The sequence below is a fragment of the Pseudomonas sp. MT92 genome (assembly GCF_058792515.1).
This window is the reverse complement of the sequence record NZ_JBXAFA010000002.1, coordinates 249,449-273,083: the sequence shown is the minus strand read 5'-3', so window position 1 is coordinate 273,083 and position 23,635 is coordinate 249,449. Positions and strand designations below refer to the sequence as shown.

At 60.0% G+C, this 23,635-nt stretch carries 25 protein-coding genes; 15 read left to right on the top strand and 10 right to left on the bottom strand.

Features of this window, described 5'->3' with window-relative positions; genetic code table 11:
* The first annotated feature begins 173 nt into the window (after positions 1 to 173).
* From AC1Q6D_RS04300 to AC1Q6D_RS04275, 6 genes are all read left to right on the top strand, one after another.
* Complete coding sequence (locus AC1Q6D_RS04300) at positions 174 to 1,052, top strand: MBL fold metallo-hydrolase (RefSeq protein WP_103406897.1); 879 nt, start codon at positions 174 to 176, stop codon at positions 1,050 to 1,052.
* 53 nt (positions 1,053 to 1,105) lie between these two features.
* A complete protein-coding gene (locus AC1Q6D_RS04295) occupies positions 1,106 to 2,776 on the top strand; it encodes a bifunctional protein tyrosine phosphatase family protein/NAD(P)/FAD-dependent oxidoreductase (RefSeq protein WP_103406898.1) in 1,671 nt (556 codons plus the stop codon).
* Positions 2,777 to 2,804: 28 nt separating this feature from the next.
* Positions 2,805 to 3,605, top strand: a complete 801-nt coding sequence (locus tag AC1Q6D_RS04290) for a sulfite exporter TauE/SafE family protein (RefSeq protein ID WP_103406899.1) — start codon at positions 2,805 to 2,807, stop codon at positions 3,603 to 3,605.
* Positions 3,606 to 3,698: 93 nt separating this feature from the next.
* A complete protein-coding gene (locus AC1Q6D_RS04285) occupies positions 3,699 to 4,133 on the top strand; it encodes a YeeE/YedE family protein (RefSeq protein ID WP_103406900.1) in 435 nt (144 codons plus the stop codon).
* 2 nt (positions 4,134 to 4,135) lie between these two features.
* Positions 4,136 to 4,555 carry a DUF6691 family protein gene (locus AC1Q6D_RS04280; protein ID WP_103406901.1) on the top strand — a complete coding sequence of 140 codons (420 nt, stop codon included), beginning with the start codon at positions 4,136 to 4,138 and terminating at the stop codon, positions 4,553 to 4,555.
* 14 nt (positions 4,556 to 4,569) lie between these two features.
* Positions 4,570 to 4,758 (top strand): YgaP family membrane protein, encoded by a 189-nt coding sequence (locus tag AC1Q6D_RS04275; protein ID WP_103406902.1) that lies wholly within the window; start codon positions 4,570 to 4,572, stop codon positions 4,756 to 4,758.
* A gap of 136 nt (positions 4,759 to 4,894) precedes the next feature.
* On the opposite strand, the gene AC1Q6D_RS04270 is transcribed toward AC1Q6D_RS04275, so the two are convergent.
* The 4 genes from AC1Q6D_RS04270 to AC1Q6D_RS04255 all read right to left on the bottom strand — a co-directional run bounded on the left by AC1Q6D_RS04270 (position 4,895) and on the right by AC1Q6D_RS04255 (position 9,388).
* Positions 4,895 to 6,268: an MFS transporter gene (locus AC1Q6D_RS04270; RefSeq protein WP_103406903.1), complete on the bottom strand. Its 1,374-nt coding sequence runs from the start codon at positions 6,266 to 6,268 to the stop codon at positions 4,895 to 4,897.
* Between the two features lie 83 nt (positions 6,269 to 6,351).
* A complete protein-coding gene (locus AC1Q6D_RS04265; RefSeq protein WP_090462718.1) occupies positions 6,352 to 6,684 on the bottom strand; it encodes an NIPSNAP family protein in 333 nt (110 codons plus the stop codon).
* The gene (locus AC1Q6D_RS04260; protein WP_103404316.1) at positions 6,684 to 8,432 is read right to left on the bottom strand and encodes an FAD-dependent oxidoreductase; all 1,749 of its coding nucleotides are present in this window, start codon (positions 8,430 to 8,432) and stop codon (positions 6,684 to 6,686) included. The genes AC1Q6D_RS04265 and AC1Q6D_RS04260 overlap by 1 nt, the downstream gene beginning before the upstream one ends.
* 116 nt (positions 8,433 to 8,548) lie before the next feature.
* The gene (locus AC1Q6D_RS04255) at positions 8,549 to 9,388 is read right to left on the bottom strand and encodes an SDR family NAD(P)-dependent oxidoreductase (protein ID WP_178083126.1); all 840 of its coding nucleotides are present in this window, start codon (positions 9,386 to 9,388) and stop codon (positions 8,549 to 8,551) included.
* Between the two features lie 204 nt (positions 9,389 to 9,592).
* Here AC1Q6D_RS04255 and AC1Q6D_RS04250 point away from each other — a divergent pair, with 204 nt between their 5' ends.
* Positions 9,593 to 10,510, top strand: coding sequence for a helix-turn-helix domain-containing protein (locus tag AC1Q6D_RS04250; RefSeq protein ID WP_103404317.1), 918 nt, complete (start codon positions 9,593 to 9,595; stop codon positions 10,508 to 10,510).
* Between the two features lie 18 nt (positions 10,511 to 10,528).
* Here AC1Q6D_RS04250 and AC1Q6D_RS04245 read toward each other — a convergent pair whose 3' ends face one another.
* Positions 10,529 to 10,987, bottom strand: a complete 459-nt coding sequence (locus AC1Q6D_RS04245; protein ID WP_103404431.1) for a winged helix-turn-helix transcriptional regulator — start codon at positions 10,985 to 10,987, stop codon at positions 10,529 to 10,531.
* A 100-nt stretch (positions 10,988 to 11,087) separates the two neighbouring features.
* Between AC1Q6D_RS04245 and AC1Q6D_RS04240 the strand changes: the two genes are divergently transcribed.
* Entirely contained in the window at positions 11,088 to 12,362 is a 1,275-nt protein-coding gene (locus AC1Q6D_RS04240; RefSeq protein ID WP_103404318.1) for an MFS transporter, read from the top strand.
* Between the two features lie 20 nt (positions 12,363 to 12,382).
* Here AC1Q6D_RS04240 and AC1Q6D_RS04235 read toward each other — a convergent pair whose 3' ends face one another.
* Both AC1Q6D_RS04235 and AC1Q6D_RS04230 read right to left on the bottom strand, forming a co-directional pair.
* Positions 12,383 to 13,318, bottom strand: a complete 936-nt coding sequence (locus tag AC1Q6D_RS04235; protein WP_103404319.1) for a DMT family transporter — start codon at positions 13,316 to 13,318, stop codon at positions 12,383 to 12,385.
* A 150-nt stretch (positions 13,319 to 13,468) separates the two neighbouring features.
* The gene (locus AC1Q6D_RS04230) at positions 13,469 to 14,092 is read right to left on the bottom strand and encodes a glutathione S-transferase (RefSeq protein WP_103404320.1); all 624 of its coding nucleotides are present in this window, start codon (positions 14,090 to 14,092) and stop codon (positions 13,469 to 13,471) included.
* A gap of 83 nt (positions 14,093 to 14,175) precedes the next feature.
* Here AC1Q6D_RS04230 and AC1Q6D_RS04225 point away from each other — a divergent pair, with 83 nt between their 5' ends.
* Positions 14,176 to 15,036 (top strand): helix-turn-helix domain-containing protein, encoded by an 861-nt coding sequence (locus tag AC1Q6D_RS04225; protein ID WP_103404321.1) that lies wholly within the window; start codon positions 14,176 to 14,178, stop codon positions 15,034 to 15,036.
* 32 nt (positions 15,037 to 15,068) lie between these two features.
* On the opposite strand, the gene dapF is transcribed toward AC1Q6D_RS04225, so the two are convergent.
* On the bottom strand, positions 15,069 to 15,887 hold the full coding sequence (gene dapF, locus AC1Q6D_RS04220) for a diaminopimelate epimerase (protein ID WP_103404322.1): 819 nt from the start codon (positions 15,885 to 15,887) through the stop codon (positions 15,069 to 15,071).
* Positions 15,888 to 15,922: 35 nt separating this feature from the next.
* Here dapF and AC1Q6D_RS04215 point away from each other — a divergent pair, with 35 nt between their 5' ends.
* From AC1Q6D_RS04215 to AC1Q6D_RS04200, 4 genes are all read left to right on the top strand, one after another.
* Positions 15,923 to 16,144, top strand: coding sequence for a hypothetical protein (locus tag AC1Q6D_RS04215; protein WP_103404323.1), 222 nt, complete (start codon positions 15,923 to 15,925; stop codon positions 16,142 to 16,144).
* 63 nt (positions 16,145 to 16,207) lie between these two features.
* Positions 16,208 to 17,629, top strand: coding sequence for an SGNH/GDSL hydrolase family protein (locus AC1Q6D_RS04210; RefSeq protein ID WP_103404324.1), 1,422 nt, complete (start codon positions 16,208 to 16,210; stop codon positions 17,627 to 17,629).
* Between the two features lie 69 nt (positions 17,630 to 17,698).
* Entirely contained in the window at positions 17,699 to 18,565 is an 867-nt protein-coding gene (locus tag AC1Q6D_RS04205) for an AraC family transcriptional regulator (RefSeq protein ID WP_103404325.1), read from the top strand.
* Positions 18,566 to 18,595: 30 nt separating this feature from the next.
* Positions 18,596 to 18,982, top strand: coding sequence for a cupin domain-containing protein (locus AC1Q6D_RS04200; protein ID WP_103404326.1), 387 nt, complete (start codon positions 18,596 to 18,598; stop codon positions 18,980 to 18,982).
* 66 nt (positions 18,983 to 19,048) lie between these two features.
* Here AC1Q6D_RS04200 and AC1Q6D_RS04195 read toward each other — a convergent pair whose 3' ends face one another.
* Complete coding sequence (locus AC1Q6D_RS04195) at positions 19,049 to 19,960, bottom strand: LysR family transcriptional regulator (RefSeq protein ID WP_103404327.1); 912 nt, start codon at positions 19,958 to 19,960, stop codon at positions 19,049 to 19,051.
* A gap of 109 nt (positions 19,961 to 20,069) precedes the next feature.
* Here AC1Q6D_RS04195 and AC1Q6D_RS04190 point away from each other — a divergent pair, with 109 nt between their 5' ends.
* On the top strand, positions 20,070 to 21,194 hold the full coding sequence (locus AC1Q6D_RS04190) for an alkene reductase (RefSeq protein WP_103404328.1): 1,125 nt from the start codon (positions 20,070 to 20,072) through the stop codon (positions 21,192 to 21,194).
* A complete protein-coding gene (locus AC1Q6D_RS04185) occupies positions 21,182 to 21,724 on the top strand; it encodes an ester cyclase (protein ID WP_103404329.1) in 543 nt (180 codons plus the stop codon). Before AC1Q6D_RS04190 ends, AC1Q6D_RS04185 begins: the two co-directional genes overlap by 13 nt.
* On the opposite strand, the gene AC1Q6D_RS04180 is transcribed toward AC1Q6D_RS04185, so the two are convergent.
* On the bottom strand, positions 21,711 to 23,504 hold the full coding sequence (locus tag AC1Q6D_RS04180) for an alpha/beta fold hydrolase (protein ID WP_103404330.1): 1,794 nt from the start codon (positions 23,502 to 23,504) through the stop codon (positions 21,711 to 21,713). The two genes, AC1Q6D_RS04185 and AC1Q6D_RS04180, sit on opposite strands and share 14 nt — an antisense overlap.
* Positions 23,505 to 23,635 lie beyond the last annotated feature (131 nt).

Genomic DNA, 23,635 nt, shown 5'->3' with positions numbered 1-23,635 from the left:
AATGGCAGTGAATCCAGATGGATACAGAAAAAATAAAACCGTATTTAAAAAATAAAACCAACAAAATCAGGTAGATAGGGTCATGTTTTGACTCTGGCTGAGTCTGGCAGACTTATTGCTATGTCAGTCCTTAGTGTGAGCGGCTTGGTAAAAGCCCCTAAGGAGACAGGCCAATGAGTGTAAAACTTCACGTCGAAGGATTCTTCGATTCTGCTACCAATACCGTCAGCTATCTTGTGCTGGATGAGGCGACCCGCCACTGCGCGTTGATCGACAGCGTGCTGGATTACGACCCAAAGTCCGGCCACACCGGCACAACCTCTGCCGACAAATTGATTGCGAGGGTGAACGAACTCAATGCGAGGGTCGACTGGATTCTCGAGACCCACGTCCACGCAGACCACCTGACGGCAGCGCCCTACCTGCAGGAAAAGCTTGGTGGGAAAATAGGCATCGGCAGCCAGATTTCGACGGTGCAGGAGGTGTTTGGCACGCTGTTCAATACCGCTGGCGAGATGCCCCGCGATGGAAGTCAGTTCGATCACCTGTTCGTCAATGACGAGCCGTTCACCATCGGCACGCTGCAATGCCATGCACTCCATACACCCGGCCATACGCCGGCCTGTATGACTTATGTGATCAGCGACGGCACCGAAACGGCGGCATTCGTTGGCGATACTTTGTTTATGCCCGACTACGGTACTGCACGCTGTGACTTTCCCGGCGGCAACGCGCGCACGTTGTTCCAGTCAATCAACAAGGTGCTGAGCCTGCCGGCCAATACGTTGCTCTACATGTGCCACGACTATCAGCCGGGTGGCCGCGAGGTGCAATTCGTCAGTACCGTCGCCGACCAGCGCGACCACAACGTTCATGTGCGTAACGGCATCAGTGAGGAGGAGTTTGTGGCGATGCGCACAAAGCGTGATGCATCGCTGGAAATGCCGACACTGATCCTGCCTTCGGTTCAGGTCAACATGCGCGCCGGGCACTTTCCCGAGCCTGAAGCGAACGGAACGCGCTACCTGAAAATCCCGCTCAACGTCGCCTGACGTTGCCTACCCCAAAAAACGCATAAGAAAAAATACCCATAACGGAGTCACTTATGGACATTCGCCACCTTGCGCCCGGACTGTCGGTATCCGAACAGATTTTTCCCAACCAATTGGCTGAACTAAAGGAAGCGGGTTTTCGCACCGTCGTGTGTAACCGTCCCGATGGCGAAGGCAGTGATCAGCCCTTGTTTGCCGAAATCAAACGAGCCGCCGAAGCGGTCGGCATCGAAGCGCATTACCTTCCCGCGGAATCAGGCAAAGTCACTGATGAGCAAGGTATTGCCTTCGGCAAGCTCCTTGAAACGCTTCCAAAACCCGTGTTGGCCTATTGCCGTTCCGGCATGCGCTCGACCACGATGTGGGCCCTGTCACAAGCGGGCAAACAATCCCTGCCACACATCGTCGAGACGGCCAAAAAAGCCGGGTTCGATATGAAAGGCGTCATTCGCCGGATTGCCAACCAGGGGCGTACGCCGGTCGAAGTGGCTGAGGCGCAGCATGCCGTGGTCATCATCGGCGGCGGTGCGGCCGGTATCGCGGCGGCATCCAGTTTGCTGGCGCGAGAGCCTGGGCTCGACGTCGCCATCATCGATCCGGCAGATGTGCACTACTACCAGCCAGGCTGGACACTTGTCGGCGGTGGCGTCTTCGACGCGCCCCAAACGGCGCGCACGATGGGTACGACCATCCCCCACGGTGTGCATTGGATCAAATCGGCGGTCGCCGCTTTCGAACCCGAGAGAAATGCCGTCATTCTCGATGGGTGCAGAGTCGTTAAATACGAACAACTGATCGTGTGCCCTGGTCTGAAGCTCAATTGGCATGCCATCGAGGGGTTGTCGGACACCCTGGGCCGCAACGGTGTGACTTCAAACTACCTGTATCACCTGGCCCCCTATACGTGGGAACTGGTGCAGCAACTGCGTGGTGGCCGGGCGGTTTTCACGCAACCGCCCATGCCGATCAAATGTGCCGGCGCGCCGCAAAAAGCCATGTACCTGTCGGCCGATCATTGGAAACGTAGCGGTGTACTGGACAACGTCGAGATCGAGTTTTGCAGCGCCGGCGCGGTGCTGTTCGGGGTTCCCGACTACGTGCCCGCACTGATGGAATACATCGCGGCCTATGGGATCGACCTGAATTTCGGCAACACACTCACCAGCGTGAATGGACCGGCACGGACCGCAACGTTCAACTGCGTTAATCCGGATGGCAGCGCCCATGTCGTGACGCGTGACTTCGATATGCTTCATGTGGTGCCACCACAGATTGCGCCGGATTTCATTCGGATCAGCCCTCTCGCTGACGCGGCCGGCTGGATTGATGTCGACCCTGCCACTTTGCGCCACAAAAGCTGGGCCAACATTCACGCGCTGGGCGACGCTGCCAACTCCAGCAACGCCAAAACCGCGGCTGCGGCACGCAAGCAGGCGCCAGTCGTCGCCCATAATGTGTTGGCGGCAATGGGTAAAGCGAAAGGCAGCGCCCATTACGACGGTTATGGTTCCTGCCCGCTGACGGTCGAGCGCGGCAAGATCGTACTGGCTGAGTTCACCTATGGCGGCAAGGTCGCCCCCAGCTTTCCATCCTGGCTGATTGACGGTACCCGACCGTCGAGGCTGGCATGGCTGCTCAAGGAGCGGATTCTTCCACCGCTGTATTGGAAGGGAATGCTCAAGGGCCGTGAGTGGATGGCGAAACCCGAGATGGCTGACGTATGAGATCAGGCCTGCAAACAAGGAGACTGAGATGATCGTCGTCTTACTGCTTGGGCTCACTGTCGGGGTCATTCTGGCGCTGACCGGCGCCGGAGGGGGCATCCTGGCTGTTCCGTTACTGGTGTTTGGAGCAGGACTGAGCATGGCCGAGGCAGGGCCAATCGGTTTACTGGCGGTCGGTTTGGCCGCGACCCTGGGTGCCGTGATGGGCCTCAAAAACGGCACCGTCCGCTATAAAGCTGCGCTTTTAACGGCAGGGGCGGGGATCGTATGTTCCCCACTTGGCCTTTGGCTGGCGCAACGCACGCCTAACCGTCCGTTGACGATCATGTTTGCCTTCGTGCTGATGTACGTTGCGTTCCGGGTATATCGACGATCGCTATCGCCCTCCACGGAATCGAAGGCCCCCTTCACCTCCAAGCCGCCGCCATGTCTATTGGATGTGAACCGGGGAAAGCTCAACTGGACGGGGCCGTGTGCATGGGCACTCACGCTCTCTGGCATTGTCGCAGGAGGGCTGTCCGGCTTGCTCGGCGTGGGCGGGGGCTTTGTGATGGTGCCGGCGCTCCAGCGATACACCAATCTGACACCGCAGTCGGTGCTTGCTACGTCTCTTGCCATTATTGCGCTGGTTTCAATTTCCGGCGTTGCGGCAAGCTCTGCGGCCGGGCACTTGCAGTGGGCAGTGGCCATTCCGTTTTCCACTGGCGCATTGGTCGGGATGGTCGGCGGCCGTCTGATCGCGGCACGGCTGGCGGGCCCACACTTACAACGAGGCTTCGCCGCCGTTTCCATCGTGGTGGCGGTGGCCTTGTTGGTGAAAGCCATTTAGTCATGTGCAAGAACCGTCCACTTCCAGGCCTTGCCTATAATCCGGGACTTGCGCCCGACTTCAACATCAACCATTTTGCGCCGGAGAAAGCTCATGAATGTCGACTGGCTCAACTTCACTCCCTGGTCATCCCTTGCCGGTGGTGCATTGATTGGCCTGGCGGCCAGTCTATTCGTCGTCGCCAACGGGCGTATCGCAGGCATCAGCGGCCTGATCGGCAGTCTTTTACAGCGTGGGAGCGAGGGAGTCAGTGAGAAAGCACTTTTTCTCCTGGGCCTGCTCATCGCGCCGCTTCTATGGGGCTTGTTCACCGCGCTGCCACAGATTGAGTTCAAAAGTGGCTGGCTCGGACTGATCGCCGCCGGTGTATTGGTGGGCATCGGCACCCGATACGGATCAGGTTGCACCAGTGGCCATGGGGTCTGCGGCATATCGCGCCTTTCGCCGCGATCGATGGTCGCCACGGCGTGCTTCATGTTCAGCGGTTTCGTCACGGTGTTTGTCTTGCGTCATCTGCTGGGGGGTTGAACATGAGCAAACTGACCGCGTTCATTGCTGGCCTGCTGTTCGGCCTGGGCCTGCTTCTGGCAGGCATGGCCAATCCGGGCAAGGTACTCGCTTTCCTGGATCTGGCCGGTGCCTGGGACCCTTCTCTGGGGTTGGTCATGGTCGGGGCCATTGGCGTGGCCATCGGCCCGCTGACCTGGGCCCGCCGACAATCCAGTTCGCTGTTGGGAAGGCCGATGCAGCTCCCGATCAAACGTGAGTTGGACCCGCGCTTGATTGGCGGGAGCCTGGTGTTCGGTATCGGCTGGGGAATAGCGGGCATCTGTCCTGGCCCCGCAGTGGCCATTCTGCTGACAGGGCACTGGCAAGTGATCGTGTTCATGTTGGCCATGCTGGCCGGCATGTTGTTGTTTACTGCGCTGGAGAGCCGGCGCAGCCATTGATCGGGAGATCGGCCATGAAAGCGAACATTGGAACCATTGACCGTTGCCTGCGCATTCTCGCGGGTCTGCTTCTCATTGGCCTCAGTCTGTCCGGTGTGATCGGCGCGTGGGGTTGGATAGGTTTAGTGCCGCTGGCCACTGGTATTTTCCGTTTCTGCCCTGCCTATACGTTGCTGGGCATCAAAACCTGTAACCGTCGCTGAACGACAGCCGTTGCACACTCGCGGGCGCCTGAAGGCGCCCGTGGTGGTTCAGCGCTCGCGTTCCCGGATTTAACCGGTGTAACGAACTGGCGCAGCCAGGGCATGAGCCGGAACGGCGGGTGGAGCGTTTCAAGGTCTAGGAATTCGTCCGGCTCGGTGGAACAGACGCGACCTGTCGATCGCTCAACACCGTGCCGGCGTTGCGTCCCAGCCCATAAATCGCCAGGGCCGCCAGACCGGACGGCACCACCAGTGCCGCAAACACCTGCGCGAAGGTCCAGCCCCAACTCAGCATCTGCGCGCCGGCAAAGGCGCTGAGGATCGCGCCAAAGCGACCGATACCGCTCATCCAGCTGGCGCCAGTGGCTCGCGCCTGGGTGGGGTAAAACGTGGCGGCCAGCGCGTTCATGCCGACGCTGGCGCCATTGAGGCCGAACCCGACCATCCAGGCGACCAAGCACAACAACAGGAAATGCCCCGTGGCCTGTCCGATCGCATAGATCACCCCCCCGCTCAACACGAACACCGCCATCAACACCCGGTATTTATTCCAGCGATCCATGACCCAGCCGACACACAGCGCGCCGGCGGGACCACCGATCTGGAACATCGCGGTCACAATGGCCGCATCCGCAACGCTATAACCGCCCCCGTCTTTCACCAGGGTCGGTAACCAGCCGCTGAACAGGTAGACCAGAAACAACGCAAGCACGTAACCGCTCCACAACATCAACGTGCCGAAGCGATAAGACGGGGACAATACGATCTGCATCGCCGAAGACCGCATCAGCGGATGAGCCGGCAGGCAGAAGGTCGATTTCGCGTCACTGACGCCCGGCGCGAGTTTTTCCACAATGGCGCGGATACGTGTGTTCGGCGCCCGCCTGGCGACCAGGAACGTCACCGACTCGGGCAGTTTGAAATACAGCAGCGGCGCCACCAGCAGGGGCAAGACACCGCCCAGAATCAGCATGCTTTTCCAGCCGAAGGCCGGGATCATCCAGGCTGACAGAAACCCGCCACCGGCGGCGCCCAGGGAGAACCCACAGAACGCCACCGTGATCAGGAACGAACGGCTGCGCTGCGGCGCGTACTCCGACACCAGGGTACTGGCATTCGGCATGGCCGCGCCGAGCCCCAATCCGGTCAGGAAGCGCAGGATCACCATGGTGCTGATGTCCGGGGAAAACGCCGTCGCCAGCGTCCACAGGCCAAACATGGAGACACTGCTGACCAGCACGATCTTGCGTCCATAACGGTCGGCCAGCGGCCCGGCGACCAGTGCGCCGACCGCCAGACCAATCAGCGCCGCACTCAACACCGGGCCCAACTGCTGGTGGCTCAAGCCCCAGTCCATTTTCAATTGCGGTGCGATAAAGCCCATGAGTGCCACATCCAAACCATCGAGGCCGATGATCAGGAACCCGAGAAAGACCACCCACTTCTGAAAGCTGCCAATGGGGCGACTGTTGATCAGCGCGTGGATGTCGATGGGTTGAGTTGTCAGCATGAAAGTCACCTCTGTGTTGTGGGGGCGCTCAACCACGGCGCCCACTTTTTTATTGGGGTGAAGCGAGGACGGTAACCGGCGGCTCAAGCGCTGCCGAGACTGTGGAACCGCACCGGGCGGATAATCCGGGTTTCCTGGGCAAGGATCAGGTGCGCGGAAGCCTGCAGGTAGGCCGGGAAGCGGGGATCGCCATCCCGCGCCTGGCTGCGTCGTTCGAAGTCATCGAGACTGTCGTAGCCCCATAGGTGCACGACTTGGTTCAATGGGCCGATGCTGCTGGTATAGAAGCCCAGCGGCGCGCCCAGATGCTCGAGCAAAATCGGCATCGCCAGACGATCGAAGACCTCAATGAACTCGGGCATGCCCCGTGGGCGGATGGTGTAGATACGGTGGTCGACGACCGGCTTGTGATTCATCAGGCCACCTCCTGCCGAGGGTTGCCCGGTGTTTTTTCGGCGGCCACCCGGGACAAGTGCATCCCGGTGAGATAACCGAAGGTCATGATCGGCCCGAGCGTGATGCCGGCAGCGGGATAGTTGCCCCCCATGATGCTCGCCCGGTCGTTGCCCACCGCGTAAAGCCCATCGATTGCCCGGCCTTCTTGGTCGAGCACTTCACCGCAGACGCTGGTTTTGATGCCATCAAAGGTGCCCAGATCGCCCATGATCACTTTGAGGGCGTAGTAGGGGCCGTCGCCAATCGGCGCCACGCACGGGTTCGGCAGGTTCTGCGGGTCGGCGAGGTAGCGGTTGAAGCTGGTGGTGCCACGGCCGAACTGCCGATCCACGCCTTGCCCCGCCGTGCGATTGTAGTCACGTACGGTCTGTTCCAGCCCGGCAGCGTCGAGCCCGGCGCTACGCGCCAATTCAGCCAGGGTGCGGCCACTGTGCAGGTAGCCGTTGCGCAGCAATGGCGCGAGGGGCATCGGTGCCGGCTTGGCGTAACCCAGTCCGTACTTGGCCATGGTCCGGCGGTCGCAGATCAACCACATGGCGGTTTCGGTCTGGTGGGCACAGGCCTCGATCATCGCCGCGCCGACATCGTGGTAGGAGTTGGACTCGTTGGTGAACCGTTGGCCATTGCGGGTCACACCGATAACGCCGGGCTTGTAGCGATCGAGCAAATGCGGGAAGGCAGTGAACCTGCCGTTACCCATCGGCACTTTCGAGACCGGCATCCAGGCAGCAGGCGCCTTGAGCCGTATATCGACGGTGCCGCCCAGGGCTTCGGCCATACGCGCGCCATCCCCGGTGTTGCCTTGCGGCACCGGTGAGAAATGCTCGCCACCGCGGCGCACATGGGGATAGGCCTGCTTCAACCGTTGCAGATCATGGGAAAAGCCGCCGCTGGCCAGTACCACAGCGTGGCGGGCTTCAAACCGCAACTCACCGCCCTCGGTCTGAGCGACCACCCCAGTGACCCGGTCTGCGCTTTTCAACAGTTGCCGGGCGCTGGTTTGCGTCAGAATCGGAATCCCCAGGTCCAGCGCCGATTTCGCCAGTCGGGCGGCCAAGGCATTGCCGCTGGTCACCTGAATGCCGCGCCGGTAAAGCAGCAACTCTTTGGCGTGAGTCATCAGGCGCTTTGCAACATAGAGGAACGAGGTCAGGGATTTGGTGGCGTTGAAGAAATGCTTGAGGTCGGCATTCGACGAATTGAACATCATCCCGATGAACGTGATGGTTTTGAGCGGTGGCCGCAGACGCGCCATGTCGGCCCCCAGCCTGCGAATGTCGAAAGGCGCGGCGAGGATCGAACGGCCGATATCGACGCCCCCGGCCACGTCCGGGTGATAGTCCGGGTAGAGGGTCGGGATGAACTGGACTTCGGTCTCGCGCTGGAAAAAGTCGATCATCTGCGGCGCGTTATCGAGAAACGCATCGACGGCCTCGGCATCGTAGAAATCGCCCGTTTCGTTCTTCATGTAGGTCAGCGCCGCCTCCCGACTGTCCGTGATGCCCTTGGCCTTGGACAGCGCGTTGCCGGGAATCCACAGCACCCCTCCGGAGAACGCGGTGGTCCCGCCGAAGTACGCATCCTTTTCAATCACAATGACGTCCAGCCCCTGCTTGCGTGCAGTGATGGCGGTCGCCAGACCACCGGCACCGGCGCCGATCACCAGAACGTCGCACCGACGGATCGCCTCGGTAGTTGTCGTCGTCATAGTCAGTCTCTCTCGGTAAAAGCCAGCCGAACGCTCGCCGTGGTCGCCATCGACAGCACGACAGGCACAGGTTCGCTGGGGGGATTCGGAGTCGGCCATCATCGGCCGAACGGAGGTCAGGCCTGGCGGCTGGCCATGGGGGATTCAAAGCCGGGGCGAGGAATCAACGCCATCAGCATGCTTTCCAGGCCACCGTCGACGGTCAACTCGGCAGCGTTGACATAAGCTGCCCGCGGGCTCGCGAGGAAGAGGACGGCATCGGCGATGTCCTGGGGCTCGCCGATCCGCTGGTTGGCGGTCATCGCCTTGCGCTGCTGCTCGACCTTGGGGTCGGCGTAAAACGCCGCCGACAGCGGCGTGCGAATCAGGCCCGGGCAAATGGCATTGCTGCGAATGCCCCGTGGCCCCCACTCGGCGGCGATCTGCCGCGAGAGCATGGCGACCCCGGCCTTGGCTGCACTGTAGGCGCCGCTGAAGGTTTGCGGGTAATGCGCGGCGATCGAAGCGATGTGCACGATGCTGCCGCTTTGCCGGGCCAGCATCAGCCGCCCGAACGCCTGGGCACACAACAGATAGCCCGTCAGGTTGACCGAAAGCACCTGGTTCCAGTTGTCCAGGGTCAGCTCTTCAAGCGCGCCGGCCTGCAGCACGCTGGCGTTGTTGATCAGCACATCGCAGCGCCCATGGAGCGCCTGCACTTGCTCGGCGGCCTGTTGCACGCTGAGGGGATCGGCAATATCGCAGTGCAGCACAGAGACATCCGCTTCACTGTTTTGCGCCAGTTCGGCGGCCAGCTTGCGGCATTTTTGTTCGTCGCGATCAAGCAGCACCACATGGGCGTTCTGGCGAACCAGCGCGGCGGCAATCGCGGCACCGATACCGCCGGCTGCGCCCGTGAGCACGCAGACCCTGGAATCGAGGTTCAGCCAGCTTTTCTGCAGGTCGTTATTATTCATTGTTATCTCCAACACGCATTTCAAGACAGTTCGCCCACTGCACTGGAGGCAGCAGGCGGTGCTCAGGATAGAAGCGTGGGACGGCTCACAAGAATGGACAAAACCTTCAACCGTCGAGACTTTTCCGACAAATCAACGGCGAATTGCCCAACGCGCGGATTCTTCGCTAAGGTAGAAAACACGTGCCCGTAGAACATAAAAATAATGAACAAGATTCCCAGCTATGCCCTGTACGGCGAGGCGGTGGCGCCGATATGGCACGACTCACTGCATGTCGAATCGATCTCCCTGCGCTCCGGCGCCTATAACTGGGAGATCGCCGCCCATCGACACGACGGGTTGTTGCAGATGCTGTACCTGCAAAGTGGCGAAGGCGAGGTGCTGCTGGACAACCAGCGGGTCGAGGTCAAGGCACCGTGCCTGCTGTACATCCCTGAGCAGATCGTCCATGGCTTCGCCTGGCACGGACGGGTCGAAGGGCATGTGATCACCGCCGTCCAACACCCACTGGAAAGCATCGTCCAAGTGCTCTCACCGGGCCTGCTGCCGCATATCCAGAAAGCCTGTGTCGTCGCGCTGCCGCAATGGGAGCCGGCCGATAATCCGCTGGAACCGCTGTATCGGGCGTTGTATGGGGAGTACCACGGTCGTGGTAGGGAACACACCGCGTGCAGCATGTCGTTATTGCTGGCACTGGTGATCCAGATGCTGCGCCTGAGCGAATACACACACGACCTGCAGGCGCCCCGTCACGATCGACGCAGTCAGCAGGTGATCGCCTTCCGCGAACTGGTGAACCGGCACTTTCGCGAACACCTTTCGCTGCACGACTACGCCAATTCCCTCGGGATCACCGTGGTGACCCTGGGACGGCTGTGTCATGAACAACTCGGCATGACCCCCATGACCTTGATCAACGCCCGGCTGATCCTCGAAGCCAAACGCGAACTGGCCCATTCGGCCCAAAGCGTCAAGCAGATTGCCCACGGCATGGGGTTTTCCGATGTCGGTTACTTCAGCCGTTTTTTTCGCAAACACGCCCAGCGCAGCCCCAGTGAGTTTCGCCTTCAGGCCCAGGCCCAGCACACCGGCTCTCATTCCCCCGGCGTTGTTCCGGAGTGAGGCAAGTCTGCTGTCTGTTCACGACTCGCCGCCCACAAGCCTCACCCTGTGGCAGTCAGACGGTCCGAGTTTTTGACCGTTTGATGAGCGAACATCCATCGGCATCAAAGGCTGGCCGGACGCGTTGTCCAACAGCACGGAACGCGTCTCCTGCGGCTTGAACAGGTAACGTTCGCCCCACTGCCGCATGCTGACTACAACCGGAAAGATCTCCCGTCCTTTGTCCGTAAGGACGTACTCCTTGTAGGCGCTGCCATCGGACGCCGGACGCACGTCGAAAACCCCGATCTCGACCAGTGTCTTCAGTCGCGATGCCAGAATATTTTTGGCCACGCCCAGGCTCTTCTGAAATTCGCTGAATCGGCGAATGTCGTCAAAAGCGTCGCGGATGATCATGAGCGACCAACGATCCCCGATGGCCTCCAGTGTTCTTGCTACCGGGCATTCGCTGCAGTGTGGTGAGGCGTCTTCTTCCATTTTTTTGACCTTGCGCAATGTGGTTGCAATTAAAAACCAGATGCCGCAACAATGGATACTGGTTTTTAATTGAAACCAGTTTAACGCCATGGAGGTGCACATGACAGTAGAGGCCGACTCAGCCACCAAACGGTTCTCCAGACAGCCTTCAGGATGGCTTCATCCGGATACCGGCGAAAGCAGCAGGGGCGACCGGTCTCCAGGGCTTTCCCCGTCACTCACGTTATTGTTTTCTGTCACCTGTGCACTGGCAGTGGCCAACGTTTACTTCGCACAACCATTACTCGACTCAATGGCCCAGAGCCTGGGTGTGGCTTCATCGATCATCGGCGTTGTGGTGACGGCCACTCAGGTTGGTTACGCGTTGGGGTTACTGTTCATCGTCCCGCTGGGCGATTTGGTAAACCGTAAACGGCTGATTCTGACGCAGGTACTGTTGTCTGCGGTGGCGCTCGCGGCGGTCGGTGCAGCACAGCAATGGCTGGCCCTGTTGGGGGCCATGATCATGATGGGCTTGTTGGCAGTGGTCGTTCAGGTACTGGTGGCATACGCCGCCGCGCTGGCAACACCCTCACAACGCGGGCAGGCCGTCGGCACGGTCACCAGTGGAATTGTCCTGGGTATTCTTCTGGCGCGTTTCACTTCAGGCCTGATTGCGGACATCGCGGGCTGGCGCGCCGTTTACTTCGTGTCCTCGGGATTGATGCTGACCCTCGCGGTGGTGCTGTGGAAAGTGGTTCCTGTCACGGCGCCGTCAAGGCACCAGGACTCCTACCTGGCGCTCATTCGTTCACTTTTCAGACTGTTCATCACCGAACGCACTTTACGCACCAGAGGCCTTCTGGCCTTACTGATCTTTGCCGCTTTTTCTGTGCTGTGGACATCCATGGTACTGCCGTTGAGCGCGCCTCCTTTGTCGCTTTCACACACTGCCATCGGTATGTTTGGATTGGCCGGCGTCGCCGGGGCCCTTGCTGCCAGTAGAGCCGGGCGCTGGGCCGATCAAGGCCTTGGGCAACGAGTGACCGGCATTTCGCTGGGGCTCCTGACGCTGTCCTGGTTGCCCATCACGTTTGCCGAAACGTCCCTGATCGCGCTGGTCTGCGGCGTAGTCCTGCTGGACTTCGCGGTGCAAGCCGTACACGTCACCAATCAGAGCCTCATTTTTGCTGCACGACCCGATGCCCAAAGTCGCATGGTCGGCGCCTACATGTGCTTCTATTCGGTCGGTAGCGCGCTGGGAGCCGCAGTCGCGACCCAGGTTTATGCGCTATGGGGCTGGATTGCAGTCAGCCTGCTGGGCGCTTTGATCAGCGCTACGGCCCTGGTTCTGTGGTTTCTCACTTTTCATTTTTCAACGACCCATCAGGGATGATCAGCGCGATTTTCACCGCCTCAGCCCCGCAATGGCCCCGCGTGCTTTTGCTCATTTGCTGGTGGCAGGGGCTGCACTTTCTCGGGCGGTCTGATCGAACCGATGTAAACCGCGAAGATCGTCAATAGCGCTCCGCACACTTGGAAGGTGGAGCTGGCCTTGCCCAGAAAAGTCACGTCGATGAAATAAGTAATCACCGGTTCCAGCAGCAAGATAAGGCCAGCGACCCCCAGGCTGATCGAGCCGATCGAACGGTTGACCAGCAGCCATCCGACAAACTGCACCAACACGCCGTAGATGATCAGCATCACCAAGGTCTGGGCGTCGACGATAGCCAGGCTCTCGCCATTGAATATCGCGTAACCGAGCAGCACCAGCGCTGCCCAAATGCCCAGGTTAAGCATCTGGGCAGTCTTGTCGCCGCCACCGTCAGGTAACTGCGTGTTGATTTTCAGGAAGTAAACGCAAATAGCGTAGGCAAGGCCCGACAAGACACCAAACACGACCCCCTTGATACCCAGCGAACTCGTCATTTCGGGCACCAGCAGCAAATAAAGCCCTACGAACGCGAGGAGGATGGAGATCAGGAAATAGATCGAAGGCCGCTCCTTGAGCAAGCACATTCCCAACACGGTCATGAAAAACACCTGGCAATTGGTGAGGATAGAGCCGATGCCGGGTCCCACCACATAGATACTCTGATGCCAAAGCACCAGGTCTATGGCCAAAAACACCCCCGCCAAACCGGTGTAGAGTTGGGCTCGAAAGCTTTTTAGCAGCACTGGAATCCGGCGGACTTTGAGCAGCAGGAAACACAATATCGACGCAAACAGCATTCGATAGAACCCAGCGCCTCCGGCACCGATATGAGCAAAAGCCACCGCTAACGCCGAGAGGCTGAGCATCAGCCCACCGACCGTCAATTCGATAATGGCACGGTTATTACTCAACGACATGTGCACCCCCTTACACGACCCACACGCATTTCTCCTTTCCCTGTTGGACGGATACAACCACGCCCGACAAACAGAAAAGCTCCAAGGGCTTTTCTGTTGCCGCGATCGCTACTTTTATTAGGTCTGAAACATCCGTGCTCAGGCTGAGCCTTACACTTCTTCAGCCGCTTTTTTCAGCCACTGTTGAACCGGCCCGTAAGCCACAACCAGATCCACATACTTTTGCAGTGCTGGCGGCACGCTGATTCCATAACGGCGGAAGCGGAACACCACGGGCGCGAACATCGCGTCCACGATGCCGAACGGGCCGCACAGGAATGCGCTGGATTGGCTCGCTGCCAGCAACCCTTCCCAGATGGAAAAAATCCTGTCGATCTCTTCCTTGGTTTCTGCGGTCAACGCACCCGCATCGTCGCCAGCGCCCAGGCCAAACGCCATTTGTGTGCGCAGATGGGTAAAGCCGGAATGCATTTCCGCTGCGGCGGAGCGCGCCAATGCCCTTAGACGCGTATCTCGGGGCCACAGGTTGGCATCGGGGTAGGCTTCGGCAATGTATTCACTGATGGCCAGGCTGTCGTTGATTACAACGCTGTCTAACAACAGCGCCGGGACTTTCCCTGAAGGTGAGTATTCGCTGATTCGGCGTTGCGTGTCAGGCTGTTCCAGCTTGATCTGTACCGTATCGAATGCAGCATCAGCGGTCACCATTACCAACCACGCACGCAGTGACCAGGAAGACTTTTTGAAGTCCCCTATAACCAGTTTTGCCGTCATATTCTTCCCTAGCGCATGTTATGAAACAGGTGCTAACTTTACGGCCGCATTTTTCAGTCGTATTGCACAAAACTGGACACGTCATGGAAAAGACAGAAGGCCTGAAAGACTCTCTTTATGAAAAGGATTTCGTGCGTTTCTGGCGTATTCCCGAAGGCGACTGTGAGCTGTTGTCGGCGCGCTACACCACCCAGTCTTTTGGTCGGCACTCGCACGACCGTTATGCGGTGGGGGTGATAAGCGCAGGGGTTGAAAAACTGTTTTACCGCGGCAGCTATGCCTTGGGCGGGGTCGGCAGCGTTGTTACCATCACGCCTGGCGAGATACACGACGGCCTGCCTGGACACGACAATGGCTGGATGTACCGCATGCTCTACCTGGATCCAGACTGGGTTAATCGCTCGGTGTTCCAAGGGCGCGTGGCCAGCGATCACGTACATCTTTTTCAAGAAGCACTCAGCTCAAATCCAGCTTTTGCCCAGACCTTTCTTCAGCAGCATCAACTAATCGAGCAGACGCCGCCTGGACTGCAGCGCGAGTCCATCTTGCTGGAACTGGTGTGTCAAGTATTCGAGCGTAGCGGTGGCCCTGCCTTGTCAGTCCTGCCATCAGAGCAGCAGGCGGTAAAACGGATCAAACAGAAGCTGGAAGACGAGTTTGCCCGGGACATTCCCTTGGAGACCTTGGCGCAGCTGGTTGATCTTGATCCGCTGTACCTCATTCGGGTTTTCAAGAAGCACGTGGGTGTTTCGCCGCACAGCTATCAAATACAGAAGCGCATCGCGCATGTGCAAAAACTTCTGCGCGCTGGCGCCAGCCTGACGGAGGCTGCCTTTGCTTGTGGATTCTTCGATCAAAGCCACATGACACGGGCCTTCAAAAAAGTAGTCGGGGTCACCCCCGGAAGCTTTCGCAATAGCGGAGCGTTTCGAGAGAACACTTGAGGGGCAGTCACCTGTCCATCATGACGTGGTCGTCACAAAGCGTGTAATAGCGCGTTCGTGTACAGCCCGGAAAAAATGCGCTCTACCGGTCCTGTGAGAAAGACAGGACCCACGCCATCCCATTGAACGGTCACTGTTCCGCCATCACATTCAACCTCGACACAATCGTCCAGCAAGCCACGTCGTATGCCGTTAACAACGGCGCCGCAAGAGCATGAGCCCGAACCCAGCGGAATGCCTCCCCAGCGCTCCCAAATTCGCAAGCGAATGTATTTTCGATTAATGATCTGGACGAAATGCACGTTTGTCCTGAGGGGGAAAAGGGGATGGGATTCAATGCCCGGTCCAGTCGCCGCTATATCAATGGCTGTCAGATCATCCACAAAAAAGGTGCAGTGTGGATTGCCCATGCTGCAAGCGGCCGGGGCTCCTGTCAGGGGCAAGGTAGCAGTGTCCATTGCCTGAGCCAGCGGGACCGCCGACCACTCGAACAGTGGCGCTCCCATGGCGACGGAAATAGCGCCGGTCGAGGTTCGTTCGCAAGTGAGCAGGCCACGGTTGGTTTGAAGCGTTATCGACGAACTGTTTGATTCGCGCATCAGCGTATCGGCGGCACCACGCGTCGCGCTGCCACAAACGTCCAGCGGGGAGCCATCGGCATTCCAGAACATCAAACGTGCATCTGCATTGTCGTCATCGAGCATAACCGCAAGTTGATTGAACCCGATGCCACGGTTCCGGGCACCCATTCGCCGAGCCAGGTTGTCTGTCATTGAGTTGGACGAATTGCGCAAGTCCACGATGACGAAGTCATCGCCATTAGCATGCATCTTGTGAAACTTCAGCGGCATAGGTTGACCCTGGCAATGAGAAATGGGGTGAATTGATGTTTGACGTCGATCCATGGCCGAAATCAGTCAGTCAGGAACATCCGCTATCGGCCAAACGCAGCCTGTATCGACGACAGTACATTCTTGTAAAGGGCAGCTACAATCCCTCAAGACTCTTCTGGGCTTTGCTTCAGCCGCTCAAAGGAGCTCCAAAGCAGCACACCTTTGCGATCCAGCGCCTCATGGCGTCAACAGTGATGTCCGATACGCTCCTGTAGAGGATTTCTTGTTGCACCCTGACAGGTCGTACGGACGATTAACCATTTACATGTGGTGCTTTTATGTGGGGGAAAGTTAATGGTGTCGTCACTTTAAGCCTGGTGCTTTCAAGCTGTTTTCTACAGGTGTCCGCAGAGCCGGTTCCTCCAGATCCTGACCAGGCGATTGGCCGCTCGTTGTCCATTATTCGTTCAGCCACAGCGGAGAAGCCGCAGGTCCTGAAAATTCTTTTCTATGGACAGTCGATCAGCTCGCCGGCATGGACCGACCCGGCTATTGCGGCTTTGCGAGTCAAATATCCCAACGTGGCCTTCGTGTACCGTAACCTCGCTTTGGGGGGGTGGAGTGCCGTTCTCCTGGAACAGGCGGTCGCTCGCGACGTGGAGGAGGTCTATCCCGATCTGATCGTTTTCCACGTGTATGGCGATCACCGTGCCTACGAGCGAATTATTCGGACCCTTCGCTCAAAAACGGCAGCCGACATCATCATTCAAACCGACCATGTCGTGAATCCGCTTGAACCGGTGTGTGACACTGGCTTTCATCTTCAATGGTCGCCGCCCGAGGGCTGTACGGGGCATTTCTGGTTCAAGCAAAAGAGCTGGGAGGAGTTCATGTCCAGCGTCTGGAAGCCAGCCATGGCGGCGAAATATGACCTTGCGCTGGAACCGCGTCGCCAGCGCTGGAATGCCTACTTGCAGGAGAATAATCTCCAAATAGCGGATCTTCTCGCCGACCCGCCGCATCCCAACGCCGAGGGGTGGGCCCTCATGGCTAACCTGTTCACCAGTTGGATCGAGGAGCTTGTGGATCACTCTCAAAACAATGGGCGGAACACTTCCGACCAGGTTCGCAGTTTTACTGCGCCTGTTCCTGGCGAAAAGACCCGCTATGAGTTTTATGGCAACCGCGCCGAACTCATTGCTGCGGGGCCTCTGGACGGAAAAGTCAATCTCACAATCGACGGAAAGCCGCCTCGCGAGCTCGACGGCTGCTGGCAAACCAGCCGCGTGACGGGTTTGCCGAATGTCCCGGAATGGCCGGCCCTGAAAAAAGTCGACGTCCGCCAGTCATATCGCGAAGAGGATGTCTGGACGCTTCGGGTACGGAATTTAGACACTTCGCAAGAAAGCTTCGACTTTGACGTCGAGAGCGCGCGTACAGGAGCAGAGGGAAGCGGATCGGGCAAGGACGTTTTCAAGTCGCGCTCGGGGAACGTTACCCTGCAGCCGGACGCCTGGAACTTTTCCTACGCCAAGTTAATATCCGGCAAAGGTCTCGCGGATGAACAAAGCTTTCAATGGGAGCGACGCTTCGTCTGTGGCGACGAGCCGCCGACTGCCCTGGCAAATGGCTCGGTGCAGCAGCGTCATGTACTGGGAACCGGCCTTCCCAATGCACATCATGTCATCGAGTTGACTGTACCTTCCGATACGCCTGCGATATTGGAATTGCGCGCTTATCGGCCGCCCCTTGTTGAGTGATATTGCCCATAATGAACGCGTGATCGGGCAGATCTCCGACAGTACTGTACAGAAACGGGAAACACCTTCATGGATCGAAAAAAAGACCCATCCGCCTCCTCCGACTGGGTCATCCGCAGCGCTCGACCCGGTAGCGTCGAGCGTATCGAAGCGTGGTTCGGCAGCCACGGTTACGACCCGCACCGCCACGATACTTACTCGATCGGTCGCACCCTCGCAGGCGTGCAAAGCTTTCATTACAAGGGTTCGTTGCGCCACGGCGTTCCAGGCAACACCCTCGTGCTTCACCCCGACGAACTTCATGACGGCATGGCCGGCACCGACGCAGGTTTTCGCTACCGCATGGCCTACATCGACCCTGGATCGATCCAGAACGTTCTGGGTGGGGAACCTTTGCCCTTCATCGCCGGGGGGCTTTCGAACGATCCGCGCCTGTACCATGCCAGCCAGGCCTTCGTGCAAGCGGTGGATCATCCCTTGGAAGCGCTGGAGGAGCAGGATGCCCTGTATGACCTGGCGATGGCGTTGCGTGCTGTCGCAGGCAAGCCGCGCGGCCGCAAGAGCCTGGATTACCGCTCAGCCGAACGCGCCAGAGCGTTCATACTGGAGCATTTGCACCTGGGTATTACGCTGGAGATGCTCGAAAATGCCAGCGGGCGCGAGCGCTGGAGTCTGTCACGGGACTTCAGGGCGCTCTATGGCACCAGCCCCTACCGTTTTGTCACCCTGCGTCGCCTGGATCGCTTTCGCGGGTTGATCCTTGACGGCTTCACACTGGTTGACGCCTCCCTCGCCGCAGGCTTTCACGATCAAAGCCACATGACCCGACATTTCACGCGCTGCTACGGCGTGCCCCCCATGCGTTGGCTGGAACGCTTGCGGCCTGCACGCGGACTTGCAGGATCGTACAAGATCGATGGATTCACGGTTCGATAGGCTGACGACTTCCATTCAAGAGGATCTGTCATGTCTGAGTCCCGTCACCCACACACATCGCTGCCCATCAACCTCGCGCAAAAGGCTTCGCTGATCGAGCAGCAATGGAGCCCCAGAGTTGTAGCGGAAATGAACGACTACCAGTTCAAGGTCGTGCGAATCGAAGGCGAATTCATCTGGCACTCACACCCTGAGACCGACGAAGCGTTTCTTGTGCTGGAAGGCACCTTGCGCATCGACCTGCCAGAGAGCTGCGTCCACGTAAATCCGGGTGAACTCTATGTGGTGCCACGCGGCGTTGCACACCGGACCGCCGCGCAAGGTGAGGCGAAACTGATGATGATCGAACCGCGAGGCATTTTGAACACCGGCCATGAAGAGGGCGAACGAACGGCCTTGAACGACGTCTGGATATGACTTAACGCCGCCGTGCGCCATGGATTATCAAAAAACCTGGAAATATCCACGGGCGCACGCCGGGGTTTACAAGGCAGTCTCACGCGAGGCTTGTTCGAACCGTTCACACAAGAAATCCAGCAATGCCCGTACCCGTGGCGCCAGGTAGCGGCTACGGGGATAGAGCGCGTACACGGGGGCTTCGTCCGATTGCCATTGCGGCAGCACCAGGCTCAAGCGTCCTGCCGCCAGGTCCGCGCTCACGTCCCAGATTGATTTGAGGACGATGCCGTGGCCATCGATCGCCCATTGGCGGGCCAACGCGCCGTCGTTGGTCTCGCGCGCTGCCTCCAGAGGCACCTTGAACAGCATCATTTCCTCGCCACGCTGCAGGCGCCATTCGCTGGACCACCCCGACTGGCCGGCGACAATATGATCGAACTCGTCCAACTGCCGCGGATGCTCAGGGGTGCCCTTGCGTTGCAGATAACTCGGCGCGGCGCACAGGACGCGGCGATTGGCGGCCAGGGGGCGGGCGATCAACGAGCTGTCCGGCGGCACACCGAAGCGGATCACCAGGTCGACATCGTCCGCGATCAGGTGCGACAGCGAGTCGGACAGCAGCAGCGCCGGTACCACCTGGGGATAGCGGGCAGTGAACTCATCCAGCCAGGGATTCAACACATGCCGGCCGAAATCCGAGGTGGCGGACACCCGGATCTTGCCGCGGATTTCCTTTTTCTCCGCTGACAGCGCCGCTCGCGCATCGTCCAGCGCCTGCAACGCCTGACGGCAATGTTGCAGGTAAATCCGCCCCTCATCGGTCAACCGCAGCTGGCGGGTGGTGCGCTCGAACAGGCGAGTGGCCAGCGATGCTTCGAGCTTGAGCAAGCGGGCGCTGGCGGCGGCTGGCGACAGACCCAGCTTGCGCCCCGCAGCTGAGAGTCCACCCAGTTGGGCCGCTTCGACAAACAGGCGGATGGCTTCCAGGTTATCCATCATTGTTCCAGTATTTTTGAAAATCCATCAAAGATTAGCCTAATTATCAAACTCGATCAGTAGTCGCAGACTGAGTCCATCCACTTCATTTGGCTCAGGAACGCTCACCATGACGACCCCTTCAACGTTGTTTGAACCCATCGCCTTCGCCGGCCTGAACGCCCCTCACCGGGTGGTGATGGCACCCATGACCCGGGCGCGCAGCAGCCAGCCCGGCGACATCCCCAACAGCCTCAACGCGCAGTACTACGCGCAGCGTGCGTCGGCGGCATTGATCGTGACGGAGGCGGCGCAGATTTCCCCGCAGGGCAAGGGTTATTCCTTTACCCCTGGCATCCACACCGAAGCGCAGGTGGAAGGCTGGCAGGGCGTGACCGAGGCGGTACATGCCGAGGGCGGTCGCATCTTCCTGCAACTGTGGCACGTGGGCCGCTTGTCCCATCCGGACTTCCATCAGGGCGCACTGCCGGTGGCGCCGTCCGCCGAACCCTTTGAAGGGCAAATCTGGAAGGTCGACCCGGTCACGGGGCAAGGGGGCATGTTCGATAGCCCGACGCCTCGCGCGCTGACCAAGGCTGAGATCGCACAGATCGTCGACGACTTCCGTCAGGCCGCACGTCGGGCAATCCGGGCCGGTTTCGATGGCGTGGAGATCCATGGCGCCAATGGTTATCTGGTGGATCAGTTCCTGCGCACCACGTCCAATACGCGGACCGATGAATACGGCGGCTCGCGCAGCAACCGCCTGCGTTTTCTCAAGGAGGTGGTCGATGCGGTCAGCGATGAAGTCGGGGCCGAACGCACGGCGATACGCCTGGCCCCCTTTCTGACGGCCCGTGGCATGGCCTGCCCGGACATCCTCCCGACCATACTCGAAGCGGCCGAGTACCTGCAGGCCAAGGGCATCGGCTATCTGCATCTGGTCGAAGCGGACTGGGACGATGCACCGGTGTTCACCGAGTCGTTCCGTCAGGCGATCCGCCAGCGTTTCACTCGCCCGATCATCGTCGCCGGCAACTACGACCGGGCGCGCGCCGAGTGGGTCATTGGCCAGGGTTATGCCGACCTCGTGGCGTTCGGCAGACCCTTTGTCGCCAATCCGGATTTGCCGCTGCGCCTGGCGCAGGACCTGCCTTTGGCCCCGCTTGATCCTGCCACGCTGTTCGGCGGCACGGCCAAGGGCTACAGCGATTACCCCTCCATCACCAAGGAAGAAACCCCATGCGCTCGTTGATCACTGGCCTGTTGGCCGCCGCTGTCACGGCTACGGTTCTGGGCCAGCAGGCAGTCGCCGCAGAACCCACGCTGGTCACCCCCAAAGTGCTGATCGTCGATCCCGGTGCCAAGCCTGAACAGGTTCAGGCTCAGACCCTCGCAGCACGGCGTTACGCAACCTTCTGGTCGTCCGGCGACCCGGCGCTGGCCCGCCAGGCACTGGCGCCTGACTTCATGGACCGCGCCTTGCCACCGGGTCGGGAACAGGGCATCGCCGGGCCCCTGGCGGCGTCCACGGCTTTCCACGCGGCCGTGCCCGACCTGAACTGCGAAGTCCGGCAGATGATCGTCAGCGGTGATCGGGTGGTGTCGTTCCTGCGTTTCACCGGGCACTTCACCGGCACGTTCAACGGCGTGAAAGGCCAGGGTCAGGCGGTGAATTTCATTGCCACCGACATCTACCGCATCGCCGACGGCAGGATTGCCGAAAACTGGCACCTGGAGGACAACCTGACGTTCCTGCAGCAGATTGGCGTTATCGCTCCATGACATAGGTGCCAGGGGCAGGGCAGAGAGGTGGGTACTTGCGCGAGCCGAGCTTCTTTGGTGCCGGCCGGCTGTCGCCCGAGCGCTGCCCGATCCATTCGCGCCAATGCGGCCACCAACTGCCTGGCTGGCGCTCCCCGGCGTTCTGCAGCCAGGTGTCCGGGGTCTCGGCGTCGGCAGGCGCCGCGTAGTAGAACGACTTGGGGTTGCCCGGCGGGTTCACCAGGCTCTGCAGGTGGCCGGCGTTGGACAGTATGTAGGTGGTGTCCTCGCCAAATAACCGGGCCGTGCCGTAGCAGCCCTGCCAGGGAGTGATGTGATCGGTGGTACCGCCCACAACATAGGCACCCACCTGCACCTGGGTCATGTCGATCGATTCACCGGCAATCTCCAGGGTGCCGGGGTTGCTGTAGGGGTTCTGCTGGATCAGGTCGAGGTAGTCCGCGTGCAGTTGGGCGGGCAGGCGTGTGGTGTCGTTGTTCCAGGCCAGGATGTCGAAGGCCGGCGGCTTGTTGCCCAGCAGGTAGTTGTTGACCCAGTAGTTCCAGATCAGGTCGTTGGGCCGCATCCAGGCGAACATGCGGGCCATGCCCTGGCCGCTCAGCACGCCCTTGCGCCGGGAGCCGGCCTTGGCCGCGCGCAGGGCAGACGGGGTGGTGAACAGTCCCAGGGTGGTGTCGTCCAGCGCCGAGGGCATGTCGAGCACGCATACGGCCCAGTTGGTGTTGGCCACTTTGTGGCCTTCGCCACGGGCCGCCAGCCAGCCGAGGTAGGCCGCCAGGGTGATGCCGCCCGAGCAGGAGCCCCACATGTTCACATCCGGGCTACCGGTGATCCTGCGCGCCACGTCCACCGCCTGGTCGAGGCACAGCGCGTAATCGGACAAGCCCCAGTTACGGTGCTCGCGGGTGGGATTGCGCCAGCTGATGACGAAGAGGGTCACGCCGCTGTCCTGAATCCACTGGATCAGGCTTTTTTCCGGCGACAGGTCGATGGCGTAGTACTTGTTGATTTGCGGCGGCGACATCACCAGGGGCCGGGCATAGATATTTTCGGTGGTGGGCGCGAACTGCAGCAGCTCGAACATCTCGTTGCGAAACACCACGGCGCCCTTGGCCGTGGCGATGTTTTCCCCCACTTTGAACGGCGTGCTGTCGACCTGTCTCGGCAGCCCACGGTTGGTCAGCATATCCTCGCCGAACTGGCGGATGCCTCTGGCCAGGCTAGTGCCTCCGGTGTCCACCAGCTTGCGCAGCGCCACCGGATTGGTCAGCGGCGAGTTGCTCGGTGCCACTGCATCGGCCAGGAGCGCCGCCACGAACCGCGCCTGGCTCTTTTCCAGCGGGGCCAGGTCGGTGGAGTCGATGAAGCGGGTCAGCTCACTTTGGCCGGCCAGGTAGCTCTGCAGCAAGGCGCGCAGGAAGGCGTTGGATTGCCAGGCCGGATCGGCGAAGCGCTTGTCCTTCGGGTCCGGCGCGATGCTGGAATAGCCGCCAACGATGCCGCGCAGTTCCTTCAGGTAGCCTCCCAGATGAGCGCCCGCCTTGAGCGGCGACTTGGCCACGGCCTTGAGCAGGCAGCCGGCCGAGCTGGCCAGATCTGCCGCGCGCACGCTGACCAGCGGATTGCCTGCCAGGGTCTGGTTGGCAGCCGTGCCGATCAGCTCTTTTTGCCGGGTGTCGTCCGGGAGATCGGCATCCTTGCGCGCGCGACGCTTTCGGCTGGTCGTCGGGGTGCGCGGGGTGGGGGTTTCGGTCTCGCTCGTTCGGGTGGATCTGCTCATGTCGGCCCTCGTGTCCGGTCTTGTTGTTTTGCACCGACTCTAGGGGGCAACGGGGGCCGCCATTTCACATCGCACGACAGCGAATTTTCATTTCATGACAAGGGCGATCGCGGGAACGCCGATTGCCCGGG